Below are 23,494 nucleotides of genomic sequence, written 5' to 3' on the forward strand. Positions count from 1 at the left end.
ATCACAGATGTGAAAGGGGTCTTCAAGGGCCTATCGTCCTGGCGTGCGACCACTGACAAGTCTGACGACGAGCACGATCGCCGCCATGATTGCGCTGCTCAGCTCGACTGGGCCGGCAGCAGCGCAGGAGGCGTCCACGCCACAGTGGTCACTCGATGCCGACCATTTCGACGCTTCTCGAATTTGGCAGCTCAGCACCGGTAAAGGCGTTGTCGTCGCCGTTGTCGATACCGGCGTGGACGCTCACCACCCCGATCTGGCCGGACGCATTCTGCCCGGTGCCGATTTCACCGGAACGGCCGCCGACGGACGGGTCGACACGTCATCCAACGGCCACGGAACCTCGGTTGCCGGGATCATCGCCGGCAACCCCGGCCGCGCTGACGGCGTCACCGGCCTCGCTCCGGGCGCGTCCATCATGCCCGTGCGCATCTCCATCGACCTTGCCGCCGACCCCGCCGTCCTCGCTCAGGGCATCGACTATGCCGCCACCCACGGCGCCAAGGTCATCAACATCTCGAGCGCCACGCCGATCCTCAACCCGCAGGTCCGCTCCGCCGTCGACGAAGCGTTCCGGAACGACATCGTCGTGGTCGCCGCCGCCGGCAACGACGGACAGCTGGGCAACCCGGCCGAATACCCCGCCGCGCTGCCCGGCGTCATCGCGGTCGCCGCCACCGACAACACCAACACCCGGTGGCCCAAGAGCGAGACCGGCCCTTACCTCGGCCTGAGCGCACCCGGCGTCGACATCTACACCACCAGCACTCAAGGCAGCCGCATCACGACCACCGGCACCAGCTTCGCGGCCCCACAGGTCGCCGCAACGGCCGCGCTACTCCGCGCGCGTTACCCCGACGAGAACGCCGCTCAGATCATCGCGCGCCTGACCACGACCGCGCATGGTGGCAGTACCGGCCGCGACGCCCAGCAGGGCTACGGCCTCATCGACCCCTTCCGAGCACTGACCGCACCGGAGCCGGCCGCCGCCGTCACCAATCCGCTTCTCCAGCCGATGGCCCCCGTCGAGAAGACCAGTGCCGCCGGTCAGCACCGGAGTCCCGCCTCTTCGATCATCATCGGCGGTGTGGCAGCGGTTGTCGCCGCGGCGATGGCGGCTGCCTTCATCATCCGGCGAAGAAACGCCGCCCGGCGCCCGCGCAAGGCGGCGTAACCACAGGCCGGCCGGATGCCCCGCGCCCGGCTGCCGGGCTCGAAGCACCGCGGTAACAATCGCCGCGCACACTGCGGGAATGACCGAGTTCGCCGTCCCGACCGTGGACATCAGCGCCTGGGTGGGCGGCGGTTCCGCCGCGGAGAAGGCGCGGGTGGTCGGAGAGCTCGACCGGGCCTGCCGCACGGTCGGGTTCATCCAGATCGTCGGGCACGGTGTGCCCGAGTCGGTCACCGGTGGTCTCGCCGGCGCCATCGACGACTTCTTCGCGCTGCCGCTGGAGGCGAAAAAGGGTTACCAAAGGCCGGCCGCCGAGAACCGGGGCTACAGCCCGCCCAAGAGTGAGTCGCTCAGCTACAGCCTCGGCGTCGACCCGGTCACCCGGATGAACGACTTCTTCGAGGCGTTCAACATCGGCGTCGACCAGAACGTGTGGCCGGCGACCGCTGAGTTCCACGAGCGGGTGCAGGCGCATTTCGATGAGGCGCGGCGGGTGGCGAACACGCTGACCGACATCTTCGCGGCCGCGCTCGGGGTCGAGCCGGACTACTTCGACCGGCTCGCCGGCGACTCGATCGACGTGCTGCGGATGAACAACTATGCCCTGCCGCCGGGCGAGATCGAGCTGGGCGCCGACCTCACCGGCATGGGCGAGCACACCGACTTCGGCATCGTCACGGTGCTCTGGGCCGATCAGATCGAGGGCCTGCAGGTGCTCGGCACCGACCAGGCCTGGCACGACGTGCAGCCCACGGACGGCGCGCTGCTGGTCAACCTGGGCGACGTCACGGCCCGGCTGACCAATGACGTGTGGATGTCGACGCTGCACCGGGTCAAGCCGCCGGTCGTCGACGGGACGATCAAGCGGCGCCGGTCGGCCGCGTTCTTCCACGACGGCAACGCCGACGCGGTCATCGAGACGCTGCCGCAGTTCGTCGCCGAGGGCGACGAGCCGCACTACGAGCCGGTGACGGTCCAGGAGCACATCACGGCCAAGCTCAACGGTTCGCGGGCCGGGGTCAAGAACACCACCGCCGTACGTGAAGCGGCTCGTGTCCTCACCGCCCGGCCCGCTTAGAACGTCAGGACTGCAGGAAGGCCAGCAGGTCGGCGTTGATGGTCGCGGCCTCCGTGGTCGGCATGCCGTGCGGGAAACCGGCGTACGTCTTCAGCGTGCCGTTCTTCACCAGCTTGGCGGAGAGCGGGCCCGAGTCCGCGTACGGCACGACCTGGTCGTCGTCGCCGTGCATGACCAGCACCGGAACCGTGATCTTCTGCAGGTCCGCGGTGAAGTCGGTCTGGCTGAACGCCACGACGCCGTCGTAGTGAGCCTTGGCGCCACCCATCATGCCCTGGCGCCACCAGTTCTGGATGATCGCCTCGGACGGCTCGACGCCGTCCCGGTTGAAGCCGTAGAACGCGGTGGCCGGCAGCTCCCGGTAGAACTCGGAGCGGCGGGTCGCGACCTGCTCCTGGATGCCGTCGAAGACCTCCTTGGGCAGGCCGCCGGGGTTCGACTCGGTCTTCACCATGATCGGCGGGACCGCGGAGATCAGCACCGCCTTGGCGACCCGGGACTCGCCGTGCCGGGCGATGTAGTGCGCCACCTCGCCACCACCGGTGGAGTGGCCCACGTGCACCGCGTCCTGCAGGTCGAGGTGCGCGACCACGGCGGCGAGGTCATCGGCGTAGTGGTCCATGTCGTGGCCGTCGGCGACCTGGGTCGAACGCCCGTGGCCGCGCCGGTCATGGGCGACGACCCGGTACCCGTGCTGGAGGAAGAACATCATCTGGGCGTCCCAGTCGTCGGACGACAGCGGCCAGCCGTGGCTGAACACGATCGGCTGGCCCGAGCCCCAGTCCTTGTAGAAGATCTCGACGCCATCGGGTGTGGTGATGTAAGCCACCGCTTGCCTCCAAGTTCCTGGGAGCGCGTCCACGCTCCCCCGCCCCGAACGTAACCGGCTCCGGGTTTCTACCAGGTGAACACCGGTGTGATGATCATCAAGAGCCGGAAGCCCGCACGCGGAACCCCCGAACCGTGCTAGGGCCGCCTTCTACCTGGTGACAGCCCCGGCCCGACCGAGTTCGGAAGCACGCCGCCGACACCCGGCCGTGGCGGACCACACAACTTAGACAACGACAAAATCAAAGGCCTGATGACCGGTTTGTACGAGTACGCCGTCCGAGCAGAATTGCCTGTGCCTCGGCTGCGAGCCGCCTCAGGCGATCCAGACGCGCAGCGGGCCGATCGGGTGGAAACCCGCAGCGAGCGCCGGCACGAGGTCGTCGCCCTGCTCGTAGCCCACCAGATCGAGGCCGGGGAACAACTCGCCGGCCGCCACGATCACGGCGGCCCACACGTCGTCGTCATCCCCGAAAAGATTGGAGACTCCGAGTACGCCGCCGGCCCGGTTCAGGATGGCCCCGCCCCGGATCGTGTCGCCGGCGTGCAGCGCGAGGACCGCGACGTCCGGGTCGTCGAGCAGCGCCGGGCGAAAGATGTCGCCACCGCCCCAGGCGGCATCCCAGTCACCGAGGGTGGCCGGGTCGGAGACCCGCGATGCGCGCGGCCCCGAGATGACCGGCGCCGCCGCCGCGCGGTGAATCCACTGCGCCTCGAAGAGCGGGCGGAACCCCTCCGGGTCGAGATCGAGCGTGGCGTAGCTGTCCTTCACCGAAGCCCCGGCCGGCCCGACGTCGGCCGCCGAGGCCGAGGGCGCCAGCGTGATCGCCGACGGGTAGAACGGCGGCGGCGGACCCAGCGCACGCCACACCCGTTCCTCGAAGCGCGACTCCACGCCGTGGGTCCGGCACACCAGCGCACACCACTCGGCGTTGTTCCGCACCGCCGCGGACAGCATGCCGTCACTCACCGTCGTCGATGGTGATCGTCGCGGCGACCGGTGCGCCGGCGGCATCCAGGTCGAGGTGCACGGGGAAGAAGCCGTCGCCGACCGATGTCATGGCCATCATGATCTCGGCGTCGCCGACCGTGATCGTCGCCGCCTCGTGCTCGGCGGCCCGCACGGCCGCCATCACCTGGAAATGGTGGGAATGGGGGCGGAAGTCGAAGGCGAATCGGGCGCGGGGCGCGGCGTTGCGCCGGTCATTCAGCGCGACGGCACGGTCGTACGCCTGCTGGATCGGCAGGTCGACCCAGCCGTAGTGATCTTCGCCGGGAGTCCCGGTGCGCTCGGCGCCGAACTCGGCGGCGATCAGGTCTTCGTCCCCGCCCCAGAAGGCCACGTCGGCGAGGCCGTCCAGGGAGTCCTCGTGCACCCACGACCCGAGTGCGTCCGCGTCGGCGAACACGAACCGGGCGGCGTCCACCCCGATGCGGCCCAGCGGGCGCGACCGCACGGCCGGGCTCGACGCGAACGCGATGCGGATCTGCCGCCAGCCCCATTCGCCGGGAAAGGCCGTGACCACGAGCGGCCGATCGGAGGGCACGCTGCCGATCGGGATAACCGGCACCCCGGTGATCAGGAAGTCGGGATCGCCGGCGGCCACCGCGCGCCGGAGGCGCTCCCGGTGCGGAACCTGGCGTGGATAGGGCTGCAACGACGCCGCGAAGCCGTGTTCGCGGCAGTGCGCGTCGAACATCGCGACGAACTCCGCGACGGCGTGCTCCGGGATGTCGTAGAGGTAGCGGCCGGACTGGCGGTCCAAGGACCGGGCGGCGGCCTCCGCGTCAGCGCCGACCACCTCGAAATCGACGGCCGGGACGCCCTCCGGATCGCGGACCTCGGCCGGGGACCGGTCGCCGGACCACAACCCGAGGTACCCACCGTCCATCAGGGCCAGCTGGCCGGACGGGCAGGTGATCTGGCCGAGCACGCAGGGATCTTCCACGGTCGCGCAGTCTAGTTAAGTGCCCCTGGAGAGATTCGAACTCCCGACCTCCGGATTCGTAATCCGGCGCTCTATCCAGCTGTGCCACAGGGGCTCCGTGTCGTCGGGTGGGGTCGAACCACCGGCCTCCGCCTTATGAGGGCGGCGCTCTCCCGCTGAGCTACAACGACGTGCGTGGACCCGGCCGGCTTCGAACCGGCCACCTCCTGTTTGCAAGACAGGCGCTCTGCCAAATGAGCTACGAGCCCTCGTCGGCGAGGAGCGGCGCACGCGTTGGATGGGTAGCGCAATTATTCCCGTCCAGCGAGCCCGGAAGCCGGCCCGCGTACGGCCGCTCCTCGCCCTATTTAATTGATGTCATAAAAGACGCACGGGCGGCAGGAATCGAACCCGCGACACATGGTTTTGGAGGCCATTGCTCTACCAATTGAGCTACGCCCGTAAGAGGTCCGGAGACGACGAAGCCGCCCGTCCCAGAGGTGGGAGGGCGGCGACGGAAACCGTTACGGCATCAGCCGTTTCGCCAGCTCACTCCCGGGGATCGCATCGCGGCTCGCCACATCATGTCGGTCCCCTTTCATGTGCTGTCCGGTGCGGATGCCTCAAACAGTAGAACACCGCCGCCGCCTCCACAACGCTATTTTCGGGCGAACAGAAAATGGGTCACAGGAGCCAGCCGTCGCGGTATTCCACGGCGGGGCCGGAAAGGTGCAGTTGTCGCTCGTCGTGCCATGCCCCGGGCACCGGCTCGGTGCGGATCGCGGTGGGCCGCTCCGCCACGACGCACTGCCGTTCGCCGGGCCACCACCAGCCGCCCGAGCGCGCGAGCGACACCCAGGTCTCGAAGGCGGCCCCGGCCGGGATCAGCCGCAGCCGGCGCAGGACGTCGAGGTGCGCGATCCACGCCGCGTCCTGGTGGCCGTACCAGCCGACCGGCAGCATGTCCCGGGCCTGAGCCGACGGGAGCAGGGTGGCGAGCGCTGTCCGGATCGGGTGGTAGACCCCGTCGGCCAGCGTGCGGAACAGTGCCTGCTCGACGCCCTGTCGGACCAGTTCGTGGAAGGGCAGACCGGCGTCGAGGGCCCGGTCGGGCGGCAACAGCGGCCAGGGTTTGCCCTTCTCCCGTTGCAACGGCCGGCGGTCGGGCGCCGGTTCCTGGTAGGCCGCCATCATCGACGAACGGAGCCGGGACAGCCCGGCGGCGATGTCGCTCGCGATCGGCGGCCGGCCGGGTGGCCGGCGGTCGGTCACCCAGGAGCGCAGCGTCTGGTGGGTGGGCAGGCCGGCGAGGTGTGGCAGCGCGCCGGCCGGCGACGACACCCAGACGAACGCGGGCCGGGCACGACCATGGCGGGCATAGATGGAGGAGATGGCCTCCTCGGTGGCCGGGCGGTCGGCGGGCGTCGTGCTCAACCCGATCTCGAGCCACTCCTGGCGGATCTCGGCGGCCCGAACCCACAGGTCCGGCCGCACGGTCGCGATCAAAGCGCGAGGGCGCGCACGCCCTTTCGAACGAAGTTACGCATGCCGCCAGGATGACCGCGTCCGCTCCGCCGGGCAAGCGATTTTCCGGCGGAGCGGACGAAGATCACTTCGGGGCGTGCAGGTCGTCGAGGGCCTTCTCGGCGCCGCGGTGCAACGGCACCGGGTCGGTTTTACGGGCGTTGTCGAGGGTGATTTCCTTGGCGGCGGCGTTCGCCTGTTCGAGCTGCGCCTTCCGGTCGAAGAGCACCTTGGTCAGCACGCACGCCACGTTCGGGTCGAGGTCGTTGCGCACCAGCAGAAGGTTCGGCACGACGACGGTCGGCACGTCGGCGGCGGTTTTGTAGGTCGCGGCGGCAATGCTTCCGGCCTCGTACACCGGATTGATTTTCTGCAGAGCCGGCAGCACGCCGGTGATGTCGAGGAATTCCACCTTGCCGGCCGAGGTGGTGAGCAGGTCGGTGATTCCGGGGGTGGGCAGGCCGCCCGACCAGAACAGCGCGTCGATCGAGCCGTCCTTCATGCCGTCGACGGTCTTGGTCAGATCGAGTTTCTGCGCGCTGATGTCTTTGGCCGGGTCCAGTCCGGCCGCGGTCAGCACCCGATTGGCAATCACCTCGGTGCCGGATTTCGGCGAGCCGGTGGAGACCCGTTTGCCGCGCATTCCCGCGACGTCCTTGATGCCGGCGGCCTTGCGCACGATGACCTGGGTGTAGTTGGTGTGAATCCGGGCGAGGGCCGCGATCGGCTGCTTGCCGGTGAAGCTCCCGGTCCCGTTGATCGCGTCCGCCGCGGTGTCGGCCAGGGAGAACGCCACGTTGTAGGTGCCGGCCACCACCTGCTGGATGTTCTGCACCGAGGCCCCGGTCTCGGCCGCCGTGGCCTTGACCTTTCCGCCCGATGCGCCGATCTGTTCGGCATAGGCGTTCCCGAGCGCAAAATACACCCCGGTGGCATTTCCGGTCGCTATCCCTACCCGGGTCTCGTTGGCGACGTCGCAGGTCACTTCCCCGCCGCTGTCGGTCGTTGCGGCATCCTGCCGGCCACCGCAGGCGGCGACCCCGACGAGCACGAGGCTGGCCACACCGATTGCCATTCGTCTCATGTCATCCCCGTTCCGTTGGCGATTCCTTCTTTCCATCAACACCATTCGATGAGTACGCGCTCTCATCGCTCTCGCCGGAATGGTCCGCCCCTGGCTCGCGGAAAATCGTGGCCGCCCGCTCCGGAGAACGGCGCAGAAAGGCCCACAGCCCGGCCGCCACCAGAGCCGCGATCCCGAGCCCGATCGTCACCGGCTCCAGATAGAGGAGCAGCAGCCCGGCCACACCGCCGAGCACCCGGCTCGGCACCCCGGCCCGGCCGATGCCGAGCACCCAGCCGCCGGTCGCCACCGCCAGCCCGAGCACCGCCAGCCCGGCGACGACCGTGGTCCAGAGGATGCCGACGAGGGAGCCGCGACCCAACAGGTCGGACCCGGAGTCGGTGAGCACGAACGCCACCGGGACCAGGAACGCGGGCAGCGCGTACTTGAGCGCCTGCCACATCGTCGGCACCGTGCGCCCGCCGGTGATGGCGCTCGCCCCGACCGCGGCCAGGGCGGTCGGCGGGGTCACCTCGGACAGCACCGAGTAGTAGAAGACGAACATCGCCGCCGCCGGGGCGGGCACCCCGAGCCCGAGCAGCGCCGGCCCGATGATGACCCAGCCGATGATGAAGCTGGCGGTGACCGGCACGGCCAGGCCGAGGATAGCCAGCGCCACCGCGGCCAGCACCACGGTCAGGGCGAGCACCGCGGTCGGGTTCGAGGTGACCGCCTGCGCGCCGGAGACCAGCAACGAGGCCAGCTGCGCGCCGAGCCCGGTCTTGGTGGTGATCGCCGTGATGATGCCGGCGGCGGCGCACACCGCGACCACCGGGAGAACGCCGCGCACCCCGGCGGACAGGGCGGTGAACAGTCGCGGCGGCGTCATCCGGTTGGCCGGGTCGAGAAAGGACAGCAGGAACGCGGCGAGGGTGGCGTAGACGACCGCGCGCGTGGCGCTGACGTCCAGCGCGAGCAGCACGACGATGAGGATCAGCGACGAGAAGTGGTAGCCGAAACGGAGAAGCAGCCGGCGAACGCTCGCGTCCGGGAGAGAAACCGGCCGGACCCGGAACCGCCGCACGTCGATCTCGACGGCCAGCAGGATGCCCAGGTAATAGAGCAGGGTGGGGATGGTGGCCCAGCCGAGGACGGTCAGGTAGGAGACGTCCAGGTACTCGGCGACGATGAATGCGGCCGCGCCCAGGGTCGGCGGGGAGAGGATCGCGCCGACGCCGGCCGCGGCCAGCATGCCGCCGGCCTGCTCGGGCGGGTAACCGGCGCGGCGCAGCAGTGGCCAGGTCACCGCGCCGACGCTGACCGCGGTGGCGGTGCCCGAGCCGGAGACGGTGCCGAGCAGGAAGCCGGCGGCCACCGCGGTGCGGCCGGCGGCGCTGCGCGACCGGCGGAAGGCGGCCACCGACAGGTCGACGAAGAACCGGCTGGCGCCGCTGAGGTCGAGTACGGCGCCGTAGATGGTGAACAGCACGATGTACGTGGCGGCGACGTCCAGCGGGGTGCCGTAGAAGCCGCTGCCCGAGTTGTAGAGCGCGTCGACGATCTGCGAGAAGTCGAGCCCGGCGTGCGCGATCGGCCAGTTCTGCGGAAGCAGGCCGCCGTAGTAGCCGTACGCCAGGAAAGCGAGACAGACGATCGGCAGCGCGAGTCCCGTCGTTCTTCGGCAGGCCTCGACCACCAGGACCAGCAGGGCCGCGCCGAAGACGATGTCGATCGGTTCGAGCAGGCCCTGCCGGTCGAGAAAGCCGTCGTAACCGCCGCGCAGCGGACTGATCGGGTAGACGCAGGCGATCAGCGCGAGCCCGGCCAGGATCCAGTCCGGCAGCGTCGGCCGCTCCCGGCTGCTCCGGCCGAGCCGGGCCCGGTACGCCAGGAAGACCAGCGGCAACGTGCCCGCCAGAAAGATGATCAAGTAGAACTGGCTGCCCCGGGCGAGCGGCCGGAACACCTGCCAGAGGACGAGCACCGCGACCGCGAACGCGACGACCGCGACGCCGAGACCGATGCGCCCAGTGAGGTTGCGGGCGGGCAGTTCCTCGTCGTCATAGTGAATGGCGGGCGGGTCCGCAGTCCCCACTAAAGATCGATCCCCGCCCATGTGACGGAGAGTACTACGTCAAGTGTGCTTAGTAAGAATGCATTTCGTAACGGAAGACATAGCGTTTTCCTAGAGATCATTACTAAAGTGCGCCCTCGTGAACGTGACCTTGGAAGAGATCCGCGAGCGCACCTACAAGCCACGAGATGCCTGGTGGACCGTGCTGCTGGTGGACCCGGTCGCGTCCCGGCTCGTCCGGCTGGTTGCCCCGCACCGCCGCATCACCCCGAACATGCTGACCCTGCTCGCCACCGTGATCGGTCTGGCCGCCGCGGGCTGCTTCGCGATGCAGACCCGATGGTGGCTGGTGGCGGGCGCGCTGCTGTTCCACGTGAGCTTCATCGTCGACTGCATGGACGGGAAGATCGCCCGCCTCAACGGCACCGGCTCGATCTTCGGCGCCTGGTTCGACTTCGTGTTCGACCGGATCCGGGTCTTCATCTGCGCGCTGGCCCTGTTCGGCGGCCAGTACGTGCAGTCCGAGCGGATCATCTACCTCTGGCTGCTCGCCGTGGTGGTCTTCCTCGACCTGTTCCGCTACCTCAACGGCAGCCAGATCGCGAAGGTCCGGGTCGAGATGAAGGCCAAGCTCGACGAGCTGCGCCCGCCCCGCGAGACGGAGGCCGAGGCCGACGCGGAGGCTGACGCCGAAGCCGAGGAGGACGACGCGCAGCCGGCTCAGGTGTCGCGCAAACGGCAGGTCGGCAACTTCCTGCGCAGCCACCGCATCCGGACCCACCTGTTCAGCGGCATCGAGTACGAGATGACCGTCTTCATCATCGCCCCGCTCACCGGCTGGCTGATCCCGGTCACGGTCGCCGCCGGCGCGCTGCTGCTGATCTTCGAGGCCTGGCTGGTGGCGAAGCTGTGGAAGCAGACCCAGGCGTTCCCGGCCAAGCTGCGCGCGGCCGAGGCGGAAGCGGCGGAGTTCAGCGAGCTCACGGCGTACGCGAAGCACCCGAACTGAAACCGTGACCGGCGCGCCTCCGCAACCGATCGCCGGTGAAATAAGCGGCATGATCGAGCTGGAGACGCTGCCGGACCATGGACTCGCCCGCGACTTCCCGCTGGTGCGCCGGCGCCGCATGACCGGCCTGGCCGGCGGCACCACGGTGGCGGCGGTCGCGTCCGGCCGTCAGATGACGCCGCTGGTCCGCTCGGGCATCGTGCGCGGCGACCTCCGCCGCAGCTTCGGCACCGCGACCGGGGTGGCCCGGGGCGTGCCGCTGGACATCCGGCTGCGCCTCACCAGCGCCAACTCCGGCCGCCCGCTGACCGGTTACGCCGTGTACCTGTGGCACTGCGACCGCGACGGCAACTACTCCCTGTACGGCGAGGGGCTCGAACGGGAGAACTACCTGCGTGGCGTGCAGGCCGCCGACACGGCCGGCTGGGTGCGCTTCAGCAGTATCTTCCCGGGCGCCCACCAGGGCCGCTGGCCGCACCTGAACATCGAGGTCTACCCGAGCCTGACCGGCCGCGACCTGCTGCACCGCAGCCGGCTCGCACTCCCCGGCGACGCGGCCGAGAAGGTCTTCGCGACCGATGGATACCGCGGGCCTCTTGACCCGGCGACGATGCGGATGCCACTGGAGATGGCTTGTGTGACCGGTGATGTGCGCCGGGGAATGGTGGCCACCCGCACGCTGGGTATTTGAGATCATTGCCACCCCCATTCGGGGGTACCGGTCAACGCCCGGCCCGGCGCAGCATGTCACCCATGACGGGCACGGCGGCATTTCGGCAGGCACGGGACTTTCTGGTCGAGCACGCGGAGCAGTACGCCGCGGCGCTGGCCGGTTTCCGCTGGCCGGAGCTGGGCGAGTTCAACTGGGCGCTCGACTGGTTCGACGTGATAGCCGAGGGCAACGACGCGCCCGCCCTGTGGATCGTCGAGGAGGACGGCTCCGAGCAGCGTTTCTCGTTCGCCGAGATGTCCCGCCGCTCCAACCGGGTGGCCAACTGGCTGCGCGCGCAGGGCGTCGGGCGCGGCGATCGGATCGTGGTCATGCTCGGCAACCAGACCGAGCTGTGGGAGACGATCCTCGCCGCGATGAAGCTGGGCGCCGTGCTGATCCCGGCGACCCCGCTGCTGGGCGCGGCCGACTCGGCCGGCCGGGTGGCCCGGGGCGGCGCCAAGCACGTGATCGTCGGATCGTCGTCGGCGCCGAAGTTCGCCGAGCTCGACGTCACCAGGATCGCTGTCGGCGAGCCGGTGGACGGCTGGCGTCGCTATGCCGATGCCTACGAGGCGGATGACCGATTCGTCCCGGACGGGCCGACCGAAGCCACCGACACCCTGCTGCTCTATTTCACCTCGGGGACGACCGCGCGGCCCAAGCTCGTCGAGCACACCCACCAGTCCTACCCGGTCGGGCACCTCTCGACGATGTACTGGATCGGCCTGCGGCCCGGCGACGTGCACCTCAACATCTCCTCGCCGGGCTGGGCCAAGCACGCGTGGAGCAACGTCTTCGCCCCGTGGAACGCACAGGCCTGCGTCTTCATCTACAACTACACGCGCTTCGACGCCGGCCGCCTCCTGGGCGAGATGCAGCGATGCGGCGTGACCAGCTTCTGCGCGCCGCCGACCGTGTGGCGCATGCTCATCCAGTCCGACCTCTCCGCGCTGCGCACCCCGCCGCGGCTGGTGGTAGGCGCCGGCGAACCGCTCAACCCCGAGGTCATCGACCAGGTGCGGAAGGCGTGGGGGGTGACGATCCGGGACGGCTTCGGGCAGACCGAGACCACCGTGCAGATCGCCAACACTCCCGGCCAGCCGGTCAAGCCGGGCTCGATGGGCCGCCCGGTCCCCGGCTACCGGATCGAGCTGATCGACCCCAGCACCGGCGCCGTGTCGCAAGAGGGCGAGATCTGCGTGGCCCTCGACCCGCCGCCGCTCGGGCTGATGGTCGGCTACCACGGCGACGCCGAGCTCACCGCGGAGCGGATGGCCGGCGGTTATTACCACACCGGCGACGTGGCCAGCCGCGACGACGACGGCTACATCACCTATGTCGGGCGCACCGACGACGTGTTCAAGGCGTCCGACTACCGGATCTCGCCGTTCGAGCTGGAGAGCGTGCTGATCGAGCACGAGGCGGTGGTCGAGGCCGCGGTGGTGCCGTCGCCCGACCCGGTGCGGCTGGCGGTGCCCAAGGCCTACGTCGTGCTTGCGGAAGGCTGGGACGCTTCGGCGGAGACGGCAACGGCCATTTTCGCGTACGCGAAGGAACACATGCCGCCGTACGCGCGGATCCGCCGCCTGGAGTTCGCCGACCTCCCGAAGACGATCTCCGGCAAGATTCGCCGAGTCGAACTGCGCGAGGCTGAGCTGGTCAAGCACGCCGACTCGACGGCGAAACCAGAGGGCGAATACACCGGGTAAGTTAGCGCGGTGCCGCGCCGAAGCATCGCTTATCTCCTCGTAGTCGTCGCGTTGCTGGGCGGCATGGCGTTCGCGATGGTGACCACGGCGTTGCAGCAGTCGCCGACCATCGACGAGCCGGTCTACGTGGCCACCGCCGAGGTGCTCACCCAGCAGCACAGCGTGCGCTACAACCCGGAGCACCCACCGCTCGGCAAGCTCGTGATGGCGGCCGGGCTGGCGTTCGGCGACGCCGAGCTCGACCCGGCGTACACCGGCAACCAGACGCAGCTCGGGCGCCATCTGCTCTACGAGACCGGCAACAACCCGTTCCGGCTGATGCTGCTCGCCCGCCTCCCGATGATCGTGCTGACCATCCTGATCGGGCTGGTCGTGCTCGGGTTCGCACGCGATCTGGCCGGGCCGTGGGCGGGGCTGGTGGCGCTCGCGCTCTACGCCTTCTCGCCCGACGTGATCGCGCACGGTTCGCTCGCCACGCTGGACGTGCCGGCGGCCGGCATGCTGCTCACCTGTTTCTGGATGCTGTGGCGGTCGCGCGACCGGCCCCGCCTCTATCTGCCGCTCGCCGGCCTGGCACTGGGCGCGGCACTCGCGACCCGGATGAGCACGCTCCCCGCCGTACCCATAGTTGTCGCTCTTGCCCTGTTGTCTCCGGCCGTGGCCGGGCGTTCGTCGAAGTGGTGGCGCGAGCTGTTGATGCGGGCGCTCGGCGCGATCGGCGTGGGACTGATCGCCGTCGCCGTCGTCTGGCTGGTCTACCTGGCCGTCGATCCGCGGCTGCGCTGGACCACACCGGTCGGCGTGACCAACCCGGGCGGGCTCAAGGGGCTCGCGGTCGACCTGTTGCCGCTGCCGAAGGCGTACCGGGACGGGGTGTTGATCCAGTTCCGGTTCGAGGCGCGCAACTTCAACGGGTTCCTGCTCGGGCGGGCCTACCGCGGATCGCTCTGGTACTACCTGCCGGTCGCTCTGCTGATCAAGACGCCGCTCGGGATGCTCGCGATGTGGCTGGCCGGCGTGGTGACCATGCTGGTCAGGCCGGCGCTGCGCATCGCGACGCTCTATCTGCTGCTGCCGGCGGCCGCGCTGATGCTGATCGCGATGACCGGGGCGCGCGACTACGGAACCCGCTACGTGATCTTCATGCCGATCTTCCTGGCGGTGGTCTCCGGAACCGTCGTGCTGATCCGATGGAGGTTTGCCCGGGTCGGGGTGGCGGCTCTGGTGGCCTTCGTCGCGGTCAGTTCGATGCTGACGTTCCCCTATTACCTGCCGTATTCCAACGAGGCGTTCGGCGGGACCGCGAAGACGCACCTCAACCTGCACGACGCCAACGTCGACTGGGGGCAGGACCTGGGGCGGCTCGGCAACCGGCTGCGGGAGAAATATCCGAACGAGACGGTGTGGCTGGTCTACAAGGGCAGCGGGGCGCCGGGCTATTACGGGATCCAGGGGCGCAATCCGCTCGCGACGACGGTGGCGCTCGGCGACGTGCACGGGCTGCTCGTGGTGTCGGACTCGCGGGTGGCGCTCGCGAAGGGGAAGCTCAAGCAGCTGATCGACTCGAGCACGGAGATCGACAACGTGGGGTACTCGATCCGGATCTACCGCCGCTGAAGGCTTAAGACTCTCCAAAGATCTTCAGCATGACGGCTTGGGAGCGTTCCCAGTAAAGTCCCGCGCTGATGAGTACGAATGACGCCCCGCAGAGGCATCGCAAGCCCTGGTCGCCGGCCCGCCGCTTCGCCGTGATCGGTGTGGCCGCCGGGGTGATCGCCGCTACCGCCGCCGCGGCTTTTGTCCTGCCCGCCGGGGCCGATGGCCTGCTGTCCTCATCGTCGCCCTCTGCTTTGACTACAACTACCGCGCCGACCAGTGCGGCCGCTCCGTCGATCTCCGTGCCGCCCTCGGTGTCGGCGGCGGCGTCGTCCAAGCCTGCTGCGCCGAAGGTCGCCGGCCCCTGCGCCCGCCCGGTCGGCTCGGCCCCCACCACCAAGGTCACCCAGGTCAGCACCGGCTCGGGCGTCAAGGGCTACGGCGGCGAGGGCGACACCGATCCGCTGCCGATGGCGATCGCGGCCACCCCCGGCGGCGGCTCCTGGCTGGCCTGGCTCGGCACCGACGCCAAGGTCCACCTGGGCAAGCTCGACTGCAACGACAAGCTGGTCGGCAGCCCCACCAGCTTCACCGGCATCGACCTGCAGGACGTGCAGGCCGACGCGACCGGCGGCGTGCTGCTGCTGACCCGCAAGGGCGACTGCCACACCGGCCCGCTGTGCGGCGGCGAGTCCAGCCCGTGCAACCAGATGGTGATGGTCCGCTTCGACAACAACGGAAAGACGGTGTGGGAGCGCCAGGTCACCAACCTGACGTCGGCGCGCGGCGGCTACGACGACGGCGCCCGGTTCGTCTGGTGGTACCAGCACCACGGCCGGCTGGCCTTCGACGGCAGCAACTACGCGGCCTACTTCGGCGTGGCGATCACCGTCAAGAACGGCAGTTGCGTGGACATCCACGAGGGCGACCGGATGCAGGTGGTGAGCAAGTCGGGTTCGCTGCTGAGCGGGCACAACAGCTTCGAGGTCGGCTGCAGCCACGCCTGGACGTCGCGCATCGTGTGGGATCCGCGGGCGAAGAAGTTCGCGATGGTCTGCGCCACCGACAACGACTGCCGGATAGCGCAGCCCGACCCGTACCGGACGGTGGCCGCCGGCACCTGCGACGGCACCCTGTTCGGCGGCGATCTGGTGCTGGCCAAGTCATCCGGTTACTGGACGGCGTGGAGCCAGGGCGGCACGATCCGCCTGTCGCACTTCAGCGGCAGTTCGGCGGCGAGCAAGACGATCAAGACGGCCGCCAGTTCGAGCCATCCCCACCTGGTCGCCTACGGCTCTTCCAAGATGCTGCTGACGTGGCAGTCCGGCTCGTCGATGAAGGCCCAGGTCTACGACTCCGGCACGGCTGCCGCGATCGGCAAGCAGTTCACGATCGCCGCAAAGGACCACAATTACCAGGCCTTCAAGTCGTACGCCGATGGCAGCGCCGCCTACCCGGCGGCCGGCTCGACCTCCAGCTCCATCAAGATCGCCCGAGTGCTGCCGAGTTAGGGGCAGCGCTCCCTGGTCCTTCTCCGGCGTGCGGGAGTGGTCGGCAAAACACCCGACGCTGGACGCCTTGCTGTAAATTCCCGCGTTGCCGTGGTGGGCAGCCGCGCTGATCGCGATCGCCGCCGGTCTCGTTTTCGTGCCGCTCGCCACCCACCTCCGGCGGCGCAGGCTCGCCTCGGCTAACCGACGATGTGCAGGATGGCGTCTGCGCCCGCGATCGTTTGCTGGTCCAGCGGGAAATAGCCCTGCTGCGGAATCGTGTCCGTGCGGGTGCGCGCCGGGGCCACCTCGGCCGCCGGGATCAGGCCCCAGCCGGTGACGCGGCGTTGCAGCGTGCCCTCGTAGGTGTCCGGGTCGGGCTCGGCCAGCCCGAGCACCTCGCTGCGACCGAGGCTGGACGCGATGAGGAAGTAGCGGCCGATCCCCACCGCGTCGGCGATCGCGCCGGCCCACGGACCGCTCCGCTGCAGGTGCAGGTTGTGGGCGAAGAGCATGGTCGGGCCGCGCTCCGCCTCGGCGCCGCGGATGTCGAACAGGTTGCGCGCCATCATCGTGTCCCGGGTGGCCATCAGCAGCGCGATCCGATCGTTCTGCGCCAGCGGCCGGGACGCCTGCCAGTGGTAATGCAGCAGGCTCAGACCGGCATCCAGGTGGGTCCGGGCCCGGCGCCACTCGGCGCGTGACGTCGTCGCGATCAGCTCGGCCGCGCGCGCGTAGAGCCGGGTCCGCAGATCCTCGCCGGTCGCCCGCAACCGCTCGGCTTCGGGCGTGGCACCCATCGACTGGCGGTAGTCGAGGATCGCCTCCTCCCGGCTCCAGCGATCGTCGTCGCCGGCCGCTATCTCGAGATCCTCGATGCCGAGGTAGTCGCGGGCGTGCTCGAAATAGCTCCGCGGGCTCGGTGCGCTGGTGTTCTCGGTCGGCGCGTCGAAACCGTGGAAGGTCAGGCGGTCCGGCTCCGGCCGGCCGCGGTTGTACTCCCGCATCCAGGCGACCAGCCGCTGGTTGGGTTCGAGGGCGCCGAAGTTGTGGCTGAAGCCGCCGGGGTTTCCGCTCCCGTCCCGCACGTAGTCGTCGACGGCGAGAGCAGCCACCCGATCGGTCTCGAGGGCGATCGAGCGGAAGCCGAGCTCCACGAGCTGGGCGAAGAGCTCGTTGCGCACCGCCCCGAACGCGGGCTCCTTGTGGGTCGGCTCGCCAAGGGCAAGAACATCACACGGCTGGGGTACGAGGTCACGAATGTCCAGGCTCATGTAGTTGAACCGTACCGTTGAAACTTCGGTGGAGACTTTCGCCGGTAGGGTCCTCCCGTGCGGCCATCCGACCTCGCCCGCGAGCACGGCCTCTCGACCCAGGCGGTCCGCAACTACGAGCAGGACGGGTTCCTTCCGGCCGCCGGGCGCACGCCCACCGGTTACCGGGTCTACACCGAGGTGCACGCCGCTGCGCTGCGCGCTTTCCTGGCGCTCGTCGCCGGCTACGGCCACGCGACCGCCGGCCAGATCATGAACGCGCTGCACCACGACGCCCTCGACGACGCCCTGAGCGCCGTCGACCACGGCCACGAGCAGCTCCTGCGCGACCGGCAAACCCTCAACGCGGTGCGCGAGGCGATCGGCGAGCTGCCCACCGGCCCGGCCCCGGGCGCCGGCGTGTGGACCATCGGCGAGCTGGCCCGCCGCCTGCGGGTCACCCCGGCCACCCTGCGCAAGTGGGAGGCGGCCGGCATCCTCGCCCCGGCCCGGGCCTCGGGTTACCGGGTCTTCCGCGCGGCCGACGTCCGCGACGCGGAGCTGGCCCACCTGCTGCGGCGCGGCCGTTATCCGCTGGCCCACATCGCCACCGTCGTCCAGCAGATCCGCACGGCCGGCGGCACCGAACCGCTGGCCCGCGCCCTCGACGACTGGCGCCGCCGGCTGACCGCCCGGGGCGTGGCCATGCTCGACGCCGCCGCCGAGCTCAGCCGCTACCTACGCGTTGCGGATGGCGGCGGCGCCGGCCAGGCCGAGGATGTCGACTGACTGCTCGCGCATCTCGACCTTGCGAACCTTGCCCGTCACCGTCATCGGGAAGCCGTCGACCACGTGCACGTAGCGCGGGATCTTGTAGTGGGTCAGCCGGCCGGAGCAGTACTCGCGGACGGCGGCGGCGGTCAGCGGGGTGGCGCCGGGACGCATCACCACCCAGGCCATCAGCTCCTCGCCGTACTTCGCGTCCGGGACGCCGATCACCTGCGCGTCGGCGATGTCCGGGTGGCTGTAGAGGAACTCCTCGACCTCGCGGGGATAGACGTTCTCGCCGCCGCGGATCACCAGGTCCTTGATCCGGCCGACGATGTTGACGTAACCGTCGGCGTCCATCGTGGCCAGATCGCCGGTGTGCATCCAGCGGGCCGCGTCGATCGCCTCCGCGGTGGCGTCGGCCTGCTCCCAGTAGCCGAGCATCACCGAATAGCCGCGCGTGCACAGCTCTCCCGGCTCGCCGTGCTCGACGACCAGGCCGGTCGCCGGGTCGACGACCTTGGACTCCAGGTGCGGCATCACCCGGCCGACCGTCTCGGTGCGGCGGGCCAGGGTGTCGTCGGGGCGGGTCATGGTGGAGACCGGGGAGGTCTCGGTCATGCCGTAACAGATCGCCACCTCGGCCATGTTCATCTCGGCGACGACCCGCTTCATCACCTCGACCGGGCACGGCGAGCCGGCCATGATGCCGGTGCGCAGGGTCGACAGATCGTAGTTCTTGAACCCGTCGAGCCCGAGCTCGGCGATGAACATGGTCGGCACGCCGTACAGCGAGGTGATCCGCTCGGCACCCACCGCCGCCAGCGTCAGCGCCGGGTCGAAGCCGGGCGCGGGCAGCACGACGCAGGCGCCGTGCGAGGTCGCGGCCAGGTTGCCCATCACCATGCCGAAGCAGTGGTAGAGCGGCACCGGCAGGCACACCCGGTCCTGCTCGGTGTAGTTGATCAGCTCACCGACGAAGTAACCGTTGTTGAGGATGTTGTGGTGCGAGAGCGTCGCGCCCTTCGGGAAACCGGTGGTCCCGGACGTGTACTGAATGTTGATCGGGTCATCGAACGCCAGCGTCGCCCCGCGAGCCGCGATCCCGCCCTGGTCACCGTCCAGCAAAAGATCTTCAAAGCTTGCTTCGCCGATGTACGCCACGTCAGCGAACCCGATCGACTCGATCATGCCGCGGTAGTCGCTGGACTTGAACGCGACCGCGCTGATCAGCAGGGCCAGACCGGACTGCTTGACCACGTACTCCAGCTCGTGTGTCCGGTAGGCCGGGTTGACGTTCACCAGGATCGCGCCGATCTTGGCCGTCGCATACTGCGTGATGACCCATTCGGCGCAGTTCGGCGCCCAGATGCCGATCCGGTCGCCCTTGTCGATCCCGCGCGCCAGCAGGCCCCGGGCCAGCCGATTGACGTCCGCATCGAGCTGCGAATACGTCCATCGGCGGCCGCTCGCCACATCGACCAGCGCCTCCCGGTCGCCGAAACGGGCCGCGGTGCGCTCGAAGTTGGCCCCGATCGTCTCGCCGAGCAGGGGCGTGGTGCTGATTGCGGAGGCATAGGACAGCATTCGCGCAGCATGAGCCGCTGGTCGCGGGTCCGGCTACCCCCGTTCGGGGGTGGCTCCGATCGGTGTGACGCGTGACATGCTGTTGACGTGCTCGAAACAGCCGACCTGCCCGCCGCGCTCGGCCGGATCCGCCGGGTCACCGGCCTTCCGGTCGCGTTCGGTGGCGTGGTCGCGGCCGACGCGCGCCACATGCGGCTCACCGATTTCGCCGGCACCAGCACGCTCGCCCTGCACGGCCTCGTGGTCAGCGCCGGCAACGGGCTGGGCGGCCGGGTGGTGACGTCGGCCCGGCCGGGCCGGGTCGAGGATTACGCGGCCGACCCGCGGATCAGCCACGAATACGACGGCCCGGTGACCGCCGAGGGGCTGCGCGGAATCGCGGCCGTCCCGGTGGCGATGGGCGGCTCGGTGCTGGCCGTGCTCTACGCCGGCACCCGGGAGCCGATCGCGGTCGGTGGCCGGGCCCTCGACGCGATGGGGCGGGTCGCGCTGCGGCTGGGCACCGAGGTGACGGTGCGCCGCGAGGTCGCCCGCCGGATGGCCGAGCTGGAAACCGCCGCCGCGCGCAACGCCCTCGACGCCACCGCGCGCGAGTGGGAGGAGGTACGGTTGGCGCACGCCGACCTGCGTACCCTCGCGGCCGAAGCCTCGGACCCCACCCTGCGTGGGCGATTGCAGCAGATCTCCGATCGCCTGGTCGGCGCCCGCCCGGGCGCCGCGGCGGCCAATCCGCTCTCCCCGCGCGAGCTCGACGTGCTCGCGATGGTCGCGGTGGGCTGCGGAAACGCGGAGGCGGCGCGACGTCTGGGGCTTTTGCCGGAGACGGTGAAGAGCTATCTGCGCAATGCGATGCGCAAGCTGGGCACGCACGGCCGGATGGAGACGGTGGTGGCCGCGCGCCGCCTAGGATTCCTGCCGTGAGGCGAGTGATCGTGACCCCCGGTGGGGTCGAGGTGGCCGAGACCGACGCGCCCGTGGCCGGGGCGGGCGAGGTGCTGGTGCGCACGGTCCTGGCCGGCATCTGCGGCTCCGACGTGCACGCGGTGCAGGGCCGTCATCCGAACATCGCGCTCCCCTACCGGCCCGGTCACGAGGTGGCCGGCACGGTCGAGGCGGTCGGCGCCGGCGTCACCCGGGTGACCGTCGGGCAGCGGGTCGTGCTCGAACCGTTCCTGCCCTGCTGGGAGTGCAAGCAGTGCCGGGCCGGCCGGGAAAACCTGTGCGAGCGGCTCGGCTTCTTCGGCTGCGGGCACGACCAGGGCGCGATGGCCGACCTGTTCACGGTCGACCAGCGACGGCTGCACCCGGTGCCCGACTCGCTCGACTGGACGCAGGCCGCCTTCATCGAGCCGCTTGGCACCCCCGTGCACGCGGCCCGGCTGGCCGGCGGCCTGACCGGCCGCACCGTGGCGATCCTCGGCGCCGGCACGATCGGCCTGCTCACCCTGCAGGTGGCCCGGCAGCAGGGCGCCGCGCGGGTGGTGCTGACGGCGCGTTCGCAGCGATCGCGCGACCGAGCGGCGAAGTTCGGGCCGGACGCGGTGGTCGACGCCACCGCCCCCGACGCGGTCGAACAGGTGCGCCGCCATCTGGGCGAGAGCGCCGACGTCGTCTTCGACTGCGTGGCCGAGCAGTCCACCATGGACCAGGCACTGGCAATTGCCGACAAGGGCGGCACGGTCGTGGTGGTCGGCGTGCCACCCGCGCCCGTCACGGTCCCGCTGCCCCTGCTCCAGGACAGCCAGCTGCGCATCCAGGGCAGCGCCACCTACCTGCCGGAAGACTTCGCCGAGGCGATCGCGCTGCTGGCCGCCGGTTCGGTGACGGTGTCGGAACTGGCCACCGTGCGGCCACTGGGCGAGGCCGCAGCCGCCTTCGCCGACGCGGCGAGCGGCGCGCACGTCAAAGTGCTCCTGAGCGCCTGACCAACCCCCGCTCACCTAAAAGCTGCTTGCGGACCCCTGGCGGTTACCGGCCGGTAATGCAAAGGTGGGGCGTGGCGGATTACGACGTCGTGATCGTGGGCAGCGGCTTCGGCGGCAGCGTCAGCGCGCTGCGCCTGACCGAAAAGGGCTACCGGGTCGGCGTGCTCGAGGCGGGCCGGCGCTTCACCCCCGAGACACTCCCGAAGACCTCCTGGGACCTGCGGAACTTCCTGTGGGCGCCGAAGTTCGGAATGCGTGGCATTCAGCGCATCACGCTTCTCAAGGACATCGTGGTGCTGTCGGCCGCCGGGGTCGGCGGCGGCTCTTTGGTGTATGCGAACACTCTCTACCGCCCTCCGGCGACGTTCTTCGACGACCCGCACTGGTCCGGGATCACCGACTGGGCGGCGGAGCTGGCGCCGTTCTACGACCAGGCGTCGCGCATGCTCGGCGTCACCGACCAGCCCACGATGACGCCGTCCGACGTGGTCATCAAGGCGGTGGCGGAGGACATGGGGGTGGGTGCGACCTTCCGGCGTACACCCGTGGGGGTGTTCTTCGGAGAGCCGGGAAAGACGGTGCCCGACCCCTTCTTCGGCGGCGCCGGACCGGCCCGGACCGGCTGCACCGAGTGCGGCAACTGCATGATCGGCTGCAAGGTCGGCGCCAAGAACCGGCTCGACGTCAACTACCTCTACCTGGCCGAGAAGGCCGGCGCGACGGTGCACCCGGACACCGAGGTGACCGCGGTGCGGCCGCTCGACGACGGCTGGCTGGTTTCCGTCAAGGGCGGGCAATTCACCGCCGACCAGGTGATTCTCTCGGCGGGAGCGCTCGGCACCCAGCGGCTGCTGCACGCCATGCGCGACACCGGGGTGCTGCCGAACGTGTCGGCCCGGCTCGGCTCACTGACCCGCACCAACTCCGAGGCGCTGCTGGGGGCGCAGGCCGGCTCGGTGCCGGCCGAGCCCTATTCGAAGGGCGTGGCGATCACGTCCTCGTTCCACCCCGACTCGACCACTCACATCGAGCCGGTCCGCTACGGGCCGGGCAGCAACGCGATGGGCCTGCTGACCGCGCTGCTGGTCGACGGCGGCGGCCGGATTCCGCGGCCGATCAAATACCTCGGCCACGCGCTGCGCCACCCGTGGGTGCTGATGCGCTCGTTCTCGGTGCGCCGATGGAGCGAGCGCACGATCATCGCGCTGGTGATGCAGACCCTCGACAATTCGCTCACCGTGCGGCGCACCAAGCGCGGGCGGCTCACCACCGGCCCCGGACACGGCGAGGCCAATCCGACCTGGATTCCGCAGGGACACGAGGCGGTCCGCCGGATCGCCGAGAAGATCGGCGGATACCCGGGCGGGACCGTCGGCGACATCTTCGACATTCCGATGACCGCGCACATTCTCGGCGGCGCCACCATCGGCGAATCCCCGGCGGCCGGCGTGCTCGACGCCTATCACCGCGTTTACGGGTACGGCGGATTGCATGTCGTCGACGGCTCGGCCGTTCCGGCGAATCTGGGCGTGAATCCGTCGCTGACGATCACCGCGATGGCCGAGCGCGCGATGTCACTGTGGCCGAACAAGGGGGACGCCGATGCGCGCCCATCCCTCGGGTCCGAATATGAACAGTTGGATCCGATCGTGCCTCGTTCGCCCGCGGTTCCGGCGCACGCTCCGGCAGCTCTGCGGTTGACCTAATGAGGGCTCGGCCCTGAATTGGACGAACCGCCCCGGCACCGGAGAATCGGCGACGAGGCGGCTCGGGTCT

At 69.9% G+C, this 23,494-nt stretch carries 19 protein-coding genes and 4 tRNA genes; 11 read left to right on the forward strand and 12 right to left on the reverse strand.

Annotated elements, in window-relative coordinates; genetic code table 11:
- Window positions 1-43 precede the first annotated feature (43 nt).
- Both mycP and AB0E90_RS44225 read left to right on the forward strand, forming a co-directional pair.
- Window positions 44-1,174 carry a type VII secretion-associated serine protease mycosin gene (gene mycP / locus AB0E90_RS44220; RefSeq protein WP_360418353.1) on the forward strand — a complete coding sequence of 377 codons (1,131 nt, stop codon included), beginning with the start codon at window positions 44-46 and terminating at the stop codon, window positions 1,172-1,174.
- A 79-nt stretch (window positions 1,175-1,253) separates the two neighbouring features.
- Window positions 1,254-2,252 carry a 2-oxoglutarate and iron-dependent oxygenase domain-containing protein gene (locus AB0E90_RS44225; RefSeq protein WP_360418354.1) on the forward strand — a complete coding sequence of 333 codons (999 nt, stop codon included), beginning with the start codon at window positions 1,254-1,256 and terminating at the stop codon, window positions 2,250-2,252.
- 4 nt (window positions 2,253-2,256) lie between these two features.
- On the opposite strand, the gene AB0E90_RS44230 is transcribed toward AB0E90_RS44225, so the two are convergent.
- From AB0E90_RS44230 to AB0E90_RS44275, 10 genes are all read right to left on the reverse strand, one after another.
- Window positions 2,257-3,081: an alpha/beta hydrolase gene (locus AB0E90_RS44230; protein WP_360418355.1), complete on the reverse strand. Its 825-nt coding sequence runs from the start codon at window positions 3,079-3,081 to the stop codon at window positions 2,257-2,259.
- Between the two features lie 315 nt (window positions 3,082-3,396).
- On the reverse strand, window positions 3,397-4,050 hold the full coding sequence (locus tag AB0E90_RS44235; protein ID WP_360418356.1) for a hypothetical protein: 654 nt from the start codon (window positions 4,048-4,050) through the stop codon (window positions 3,397-3,399).
- A complete protein-coding gene (locus AB0E90_RS44240; protein ID WP_360418357.1) occupies window positions 4,043-5,029 on the reverse strand; it encodes a hypothetical protein in 987 nt (328 codons plus the stop codon). The genes AB0E90_RS44235 and AB0E90_RS44240 overlap by 8 nt, the downstream gene beginning before the upstream one ends.
- A 20-nt stretch (window positions 5,030-5,049) precedes the next feature.
- A tRNA-Arg gene (locus AB0E90_RS44245) sits at window positions 5,050-5,123 on the reverse strand.
- Window positions 5,124-5,127: 4 nt separating this feature from the next.
- Window positions 5,128-5,199: transfer RNA gene (locus AB0E90_RS44250), tRNA-Met, on the reverse strand.
- Between the two features lie 5 nt (window positions 5,200-5,204).
- Window positions 5,205-5,277 (reverse strand) — tRNA-Ala (locus tag AB0E90_RS44255).
- Between the two features lie 121 nt (window positions 5,278-5,398).
- Window positions 5,399-5,471, reverse strand: a tRNA-Trp gene (locus AB0E90_RS44260).
- Window positions 5,472-5,692: 221 nt separating this feature from the next.
- Window positions 5,693-6,502, reverse strand: a complete 810-nt coding sequence (locus AB0E90_RS44265) for a DUF6745 domain-containing protein (RefSeq protein WP_360418358.1) — start codon at window positions 6,500-6,502, stop codon at window positions 5,693-5,695.
- A 115-nt stretch (window positions 6,503-6,617) separates the two neighbouring features.
- Window positions 6,618-7,616 (reverse strand): TAXI family TRAP transporter solute-binding subunit, encoded by a 999-nt coding sequence (locus AB0E90_RS44270; RefSeq protein WP_360418359.1) that lies wholly within the window; start codon window positions 7,614-7,616, stop codon window positions 6,618-6,620.
- Between the two features lies 1 nt (window position 7,617).
- On the reverse strand, window positions 7,618-9,690 hold the full coding sequence (locus tag AB0E90_RS44275) for a TRAP transporter fused permease subunit (RefSeq protein WP_360418360.1): 2,073 nt from the start codon (window positions 9,688-9,690) through the stop codon (window positions 7,618-7,620).
- Window positions 9,691-9,808: 118 nt separating this feature from the next.
- On the opposite strand from AB0E90_RS44275, the gene AB0E90_RS44280 reads away from it, so the two are divergent.
- From AB0E90_RS44280 to AB0E90_RS44300, 5 genes are all read left to right on the forward strand, one after another.
- Window positions 9,809-10,678 (forward strand): CDP-alcohol phosphatidyltransferase family protein, encoded by an 870-nt coding sequence (locus AB0E90_RS44280; protein ID WP_360418361.1) that lies wholly within the window; start codon window positions 9,809-9,811, stop codon window positions 10,676-10,678.
- Between the two features lie 49 nt (window positions 10,679-10,727).
- Window positions 10,728-11,369: a hypothetical protein gene (locus tag AB0E90_RS44285; protein WP_360418362.1), complete on the forward strand. Its 642-nt coding sequence runs from the start codon at window positions 10,728-10,730 to the stop codon at window positions 11,367-11,369.
- Between the two features lie 62 nt (window positions 11,370-11,431).
- Window positions 11,432-13,099 carry an AMP-binding protein gene (locus AB0E90_RS44290; RefSeq protein ID WP_360418363.1) on the forward strand — a complete coding sequence of 556 codons (1,668 nt, stop codon included), beginning with the start codon at window positions 11,432-11,434 and terminating at the stop codon, window positions 13,097-13,099.
- Window positions 13,100-13,108: 9 nt separating this feature from the next.
- On the forward strand, window positions 13,109-14,716 hold the full coding sequence (locus tag AB0E90_RS44295) for a glycosyltransferase family 39 protein (RefSeq protein WP_360418365.1): 1,608 nt from the start codon (window positions 13,109-13,111) through the stop codon (window positions 14,714-14,716).
- Window positions 14,717-14,784: 68 nt separating this feature from the next.
- Window positions 14,785-16,206 (forward strand): hypothetical protein, encoded by a 1,422-nt coding sequence (locus tag AB0E90_RS44300; RefSeq protein ID WP_360418366.1) that lies wholly within the window; start codon window positions 14,785-14,787, stop codon window positions 16,204-16,206.
- Between the two features lie 179 nt (window positions 16,207-16,385).
- Here AB0E90_RS44300 and AB0E90_RS44305 read toward each other — a convergent pair whose 3' ends face one another.
- On the reverse strand, window positions 16,386-17,459 hold the full coding sequence (locus AB0E90_RS44305) for an erythromycin esterase family protein (protein ID WP_360418367.1): 1,074 nt from the start codon (window positions 17,457-17,459) through the stop codon (window positions 16,386-16,388).
- 57 nt (window positions 17,460-17,516) lie between these two features.
- On the opposite strand from AB0E90_RS44305, the gene AB0E90_RS44310 reads away from it, so the two are divergent.
- Window positions 17,517-18,227 carry a TioE family transcriptional regulator gene (locus AB0E90_RS44310; RefSeq protein ID WP_360418368.1) on the forward strand — a complete coding sequence of 237 codons (711 nt, stop codon included), beginning with the start codon at window positions 17,517-17,519 and terminating at the stop codon, window positions 18,225-18,227.
- On the opposite strand, the gene AB0E90_RS44315 is transcribed toward AB0E90_RS44310, so the two are convergent.
- Window positions 18,177-19,793: an AMP-binding protein gene (locus AB0E90_RS44315; RefSeq protein ID WP_360418369.1), complete on the reverse strand. Its 1,617-nt coding sequence runs from the start codon at window positions 19,791-19,793 to the stop codon at window positions 18,177-18,179. The two genes, AB0E90_RS44310 and AB0E90_RS44315, sit on opposite strands and share 51 nt — an antisense overlap.
- An 87-nt stretch (window positions 19,794-19,880) precedes the next feature.
- On the opposite strand from AB0E90_RS44315, the gene AB0E90_RS44320 reads away from it, so the two are divergent.
- From AB0E90_RS44320 to AB0E90_RS44330, 3 genes are all read left to right on the forward strand, one after another.
- Window positions 19,881-20,714: a LuxR C-terminal-related transcriptional regulator gene (locus AB0E90_RS44320; protein WP_360418370.1), complete on the forward strand. Its 834-nt coding sequence runs from the start codon at window positions 19,881-19,883 to the stop codon at window positions 20,712-20,714.
- Entirely contained in the window at window positions 20,711-21,718 is a 1,008-nt protein-coding gene (locus AB0E90_RS44325; protein ID WP_360418371.1) for an alcohol dehydrogenase catalytic domain-containing protein, read from the forward strand. The genes AB0E90_RS44320 and AB0E90_RS44325 overlap by 4 nt, the downstream gene beginning before the upstream one ends.
- Before the next feature lie 71 nt (window positions 21,719-21,789).
- The gene (locus tag AB0E90_RS44330; protein ID WP_360418372.1) at window positions 21,790-23,424 is read left to right on the forward strand and encodes a GMC family oxidoreductase; all 1,635 of its coding nucleotides are present in this window, start codon (window positions 21,790-21,792) and stop codon (window positions 23,422-23,424) included.
- The last annotated feature ends 70 nt before the right edge of the window (window positions 23,425-23,494 follow it).

The organism is Actinoplanes sp. NPDC026619 (genome assembly GCF_040638295.1).
GTDB lineage: Bacteria > Actinomycetota > Actinomycetes > Mycobacteriales > Micromonosporaceae > Actinoplanes.

What these genes read in the sequence shown, in the direction of transcription:
- AB0E90_RS44300 (WP_360418366.1), top strand. Translation starts at nt 14,785, where the DNA reads ATGAGTACGAATGACGCCCCGCAGAGGCATCGCAAGCCCTGGTCGCCG.
- AB0E90_RS44225 (WP_360418354.1), top strand. Translation starts at nt 1,254, where the DNA reads ATGACCGAGTTCGCCGTCCCGACCGTGGACATCAGCGCCTGGGTGGGC.
- AB0E90_RS44315 (WP_360418369.1), bottom strand. Translation starts at nt 19,793, where the DNA reads ATGCTGTCCTATGCCTCCGCAATCAGCACCACGCCCCTGCTCGGCGAG.
- AB0E90_RS44285 (WP_360418362.1), top strand. Translation starts at nt 10,728, where the DNA reads ATGATCGAGCTGGAGACGCTGCCGGACCATGGACTCGCCCGCGACTTC.
- AB0E90_RS44270 (WP_360418359.1), bottom strand. Translation starts at nt 7,616, where the DNA reads ATGAGACGAATGGCAATCGGTGTGGCCAGCCTCGTGCTCGTCGGGGTC.
- AB0E90_RS44305 (WP_360418367.1), bottom strand. Translation starts at nt 17,459, where the DNA reads ATGAGCCTGGACATTCGTGACCTCGTACCCCAGCCGTGTGATGTTCTT.
- AB0E90_RS44290 (WP_360418363.1), top strand. Translation starts at nt 11,432, where the DNA reads ATGACGGGCACGGCGGCATTTCGGCAGGCACGGGACTTTCTGGTCGAG.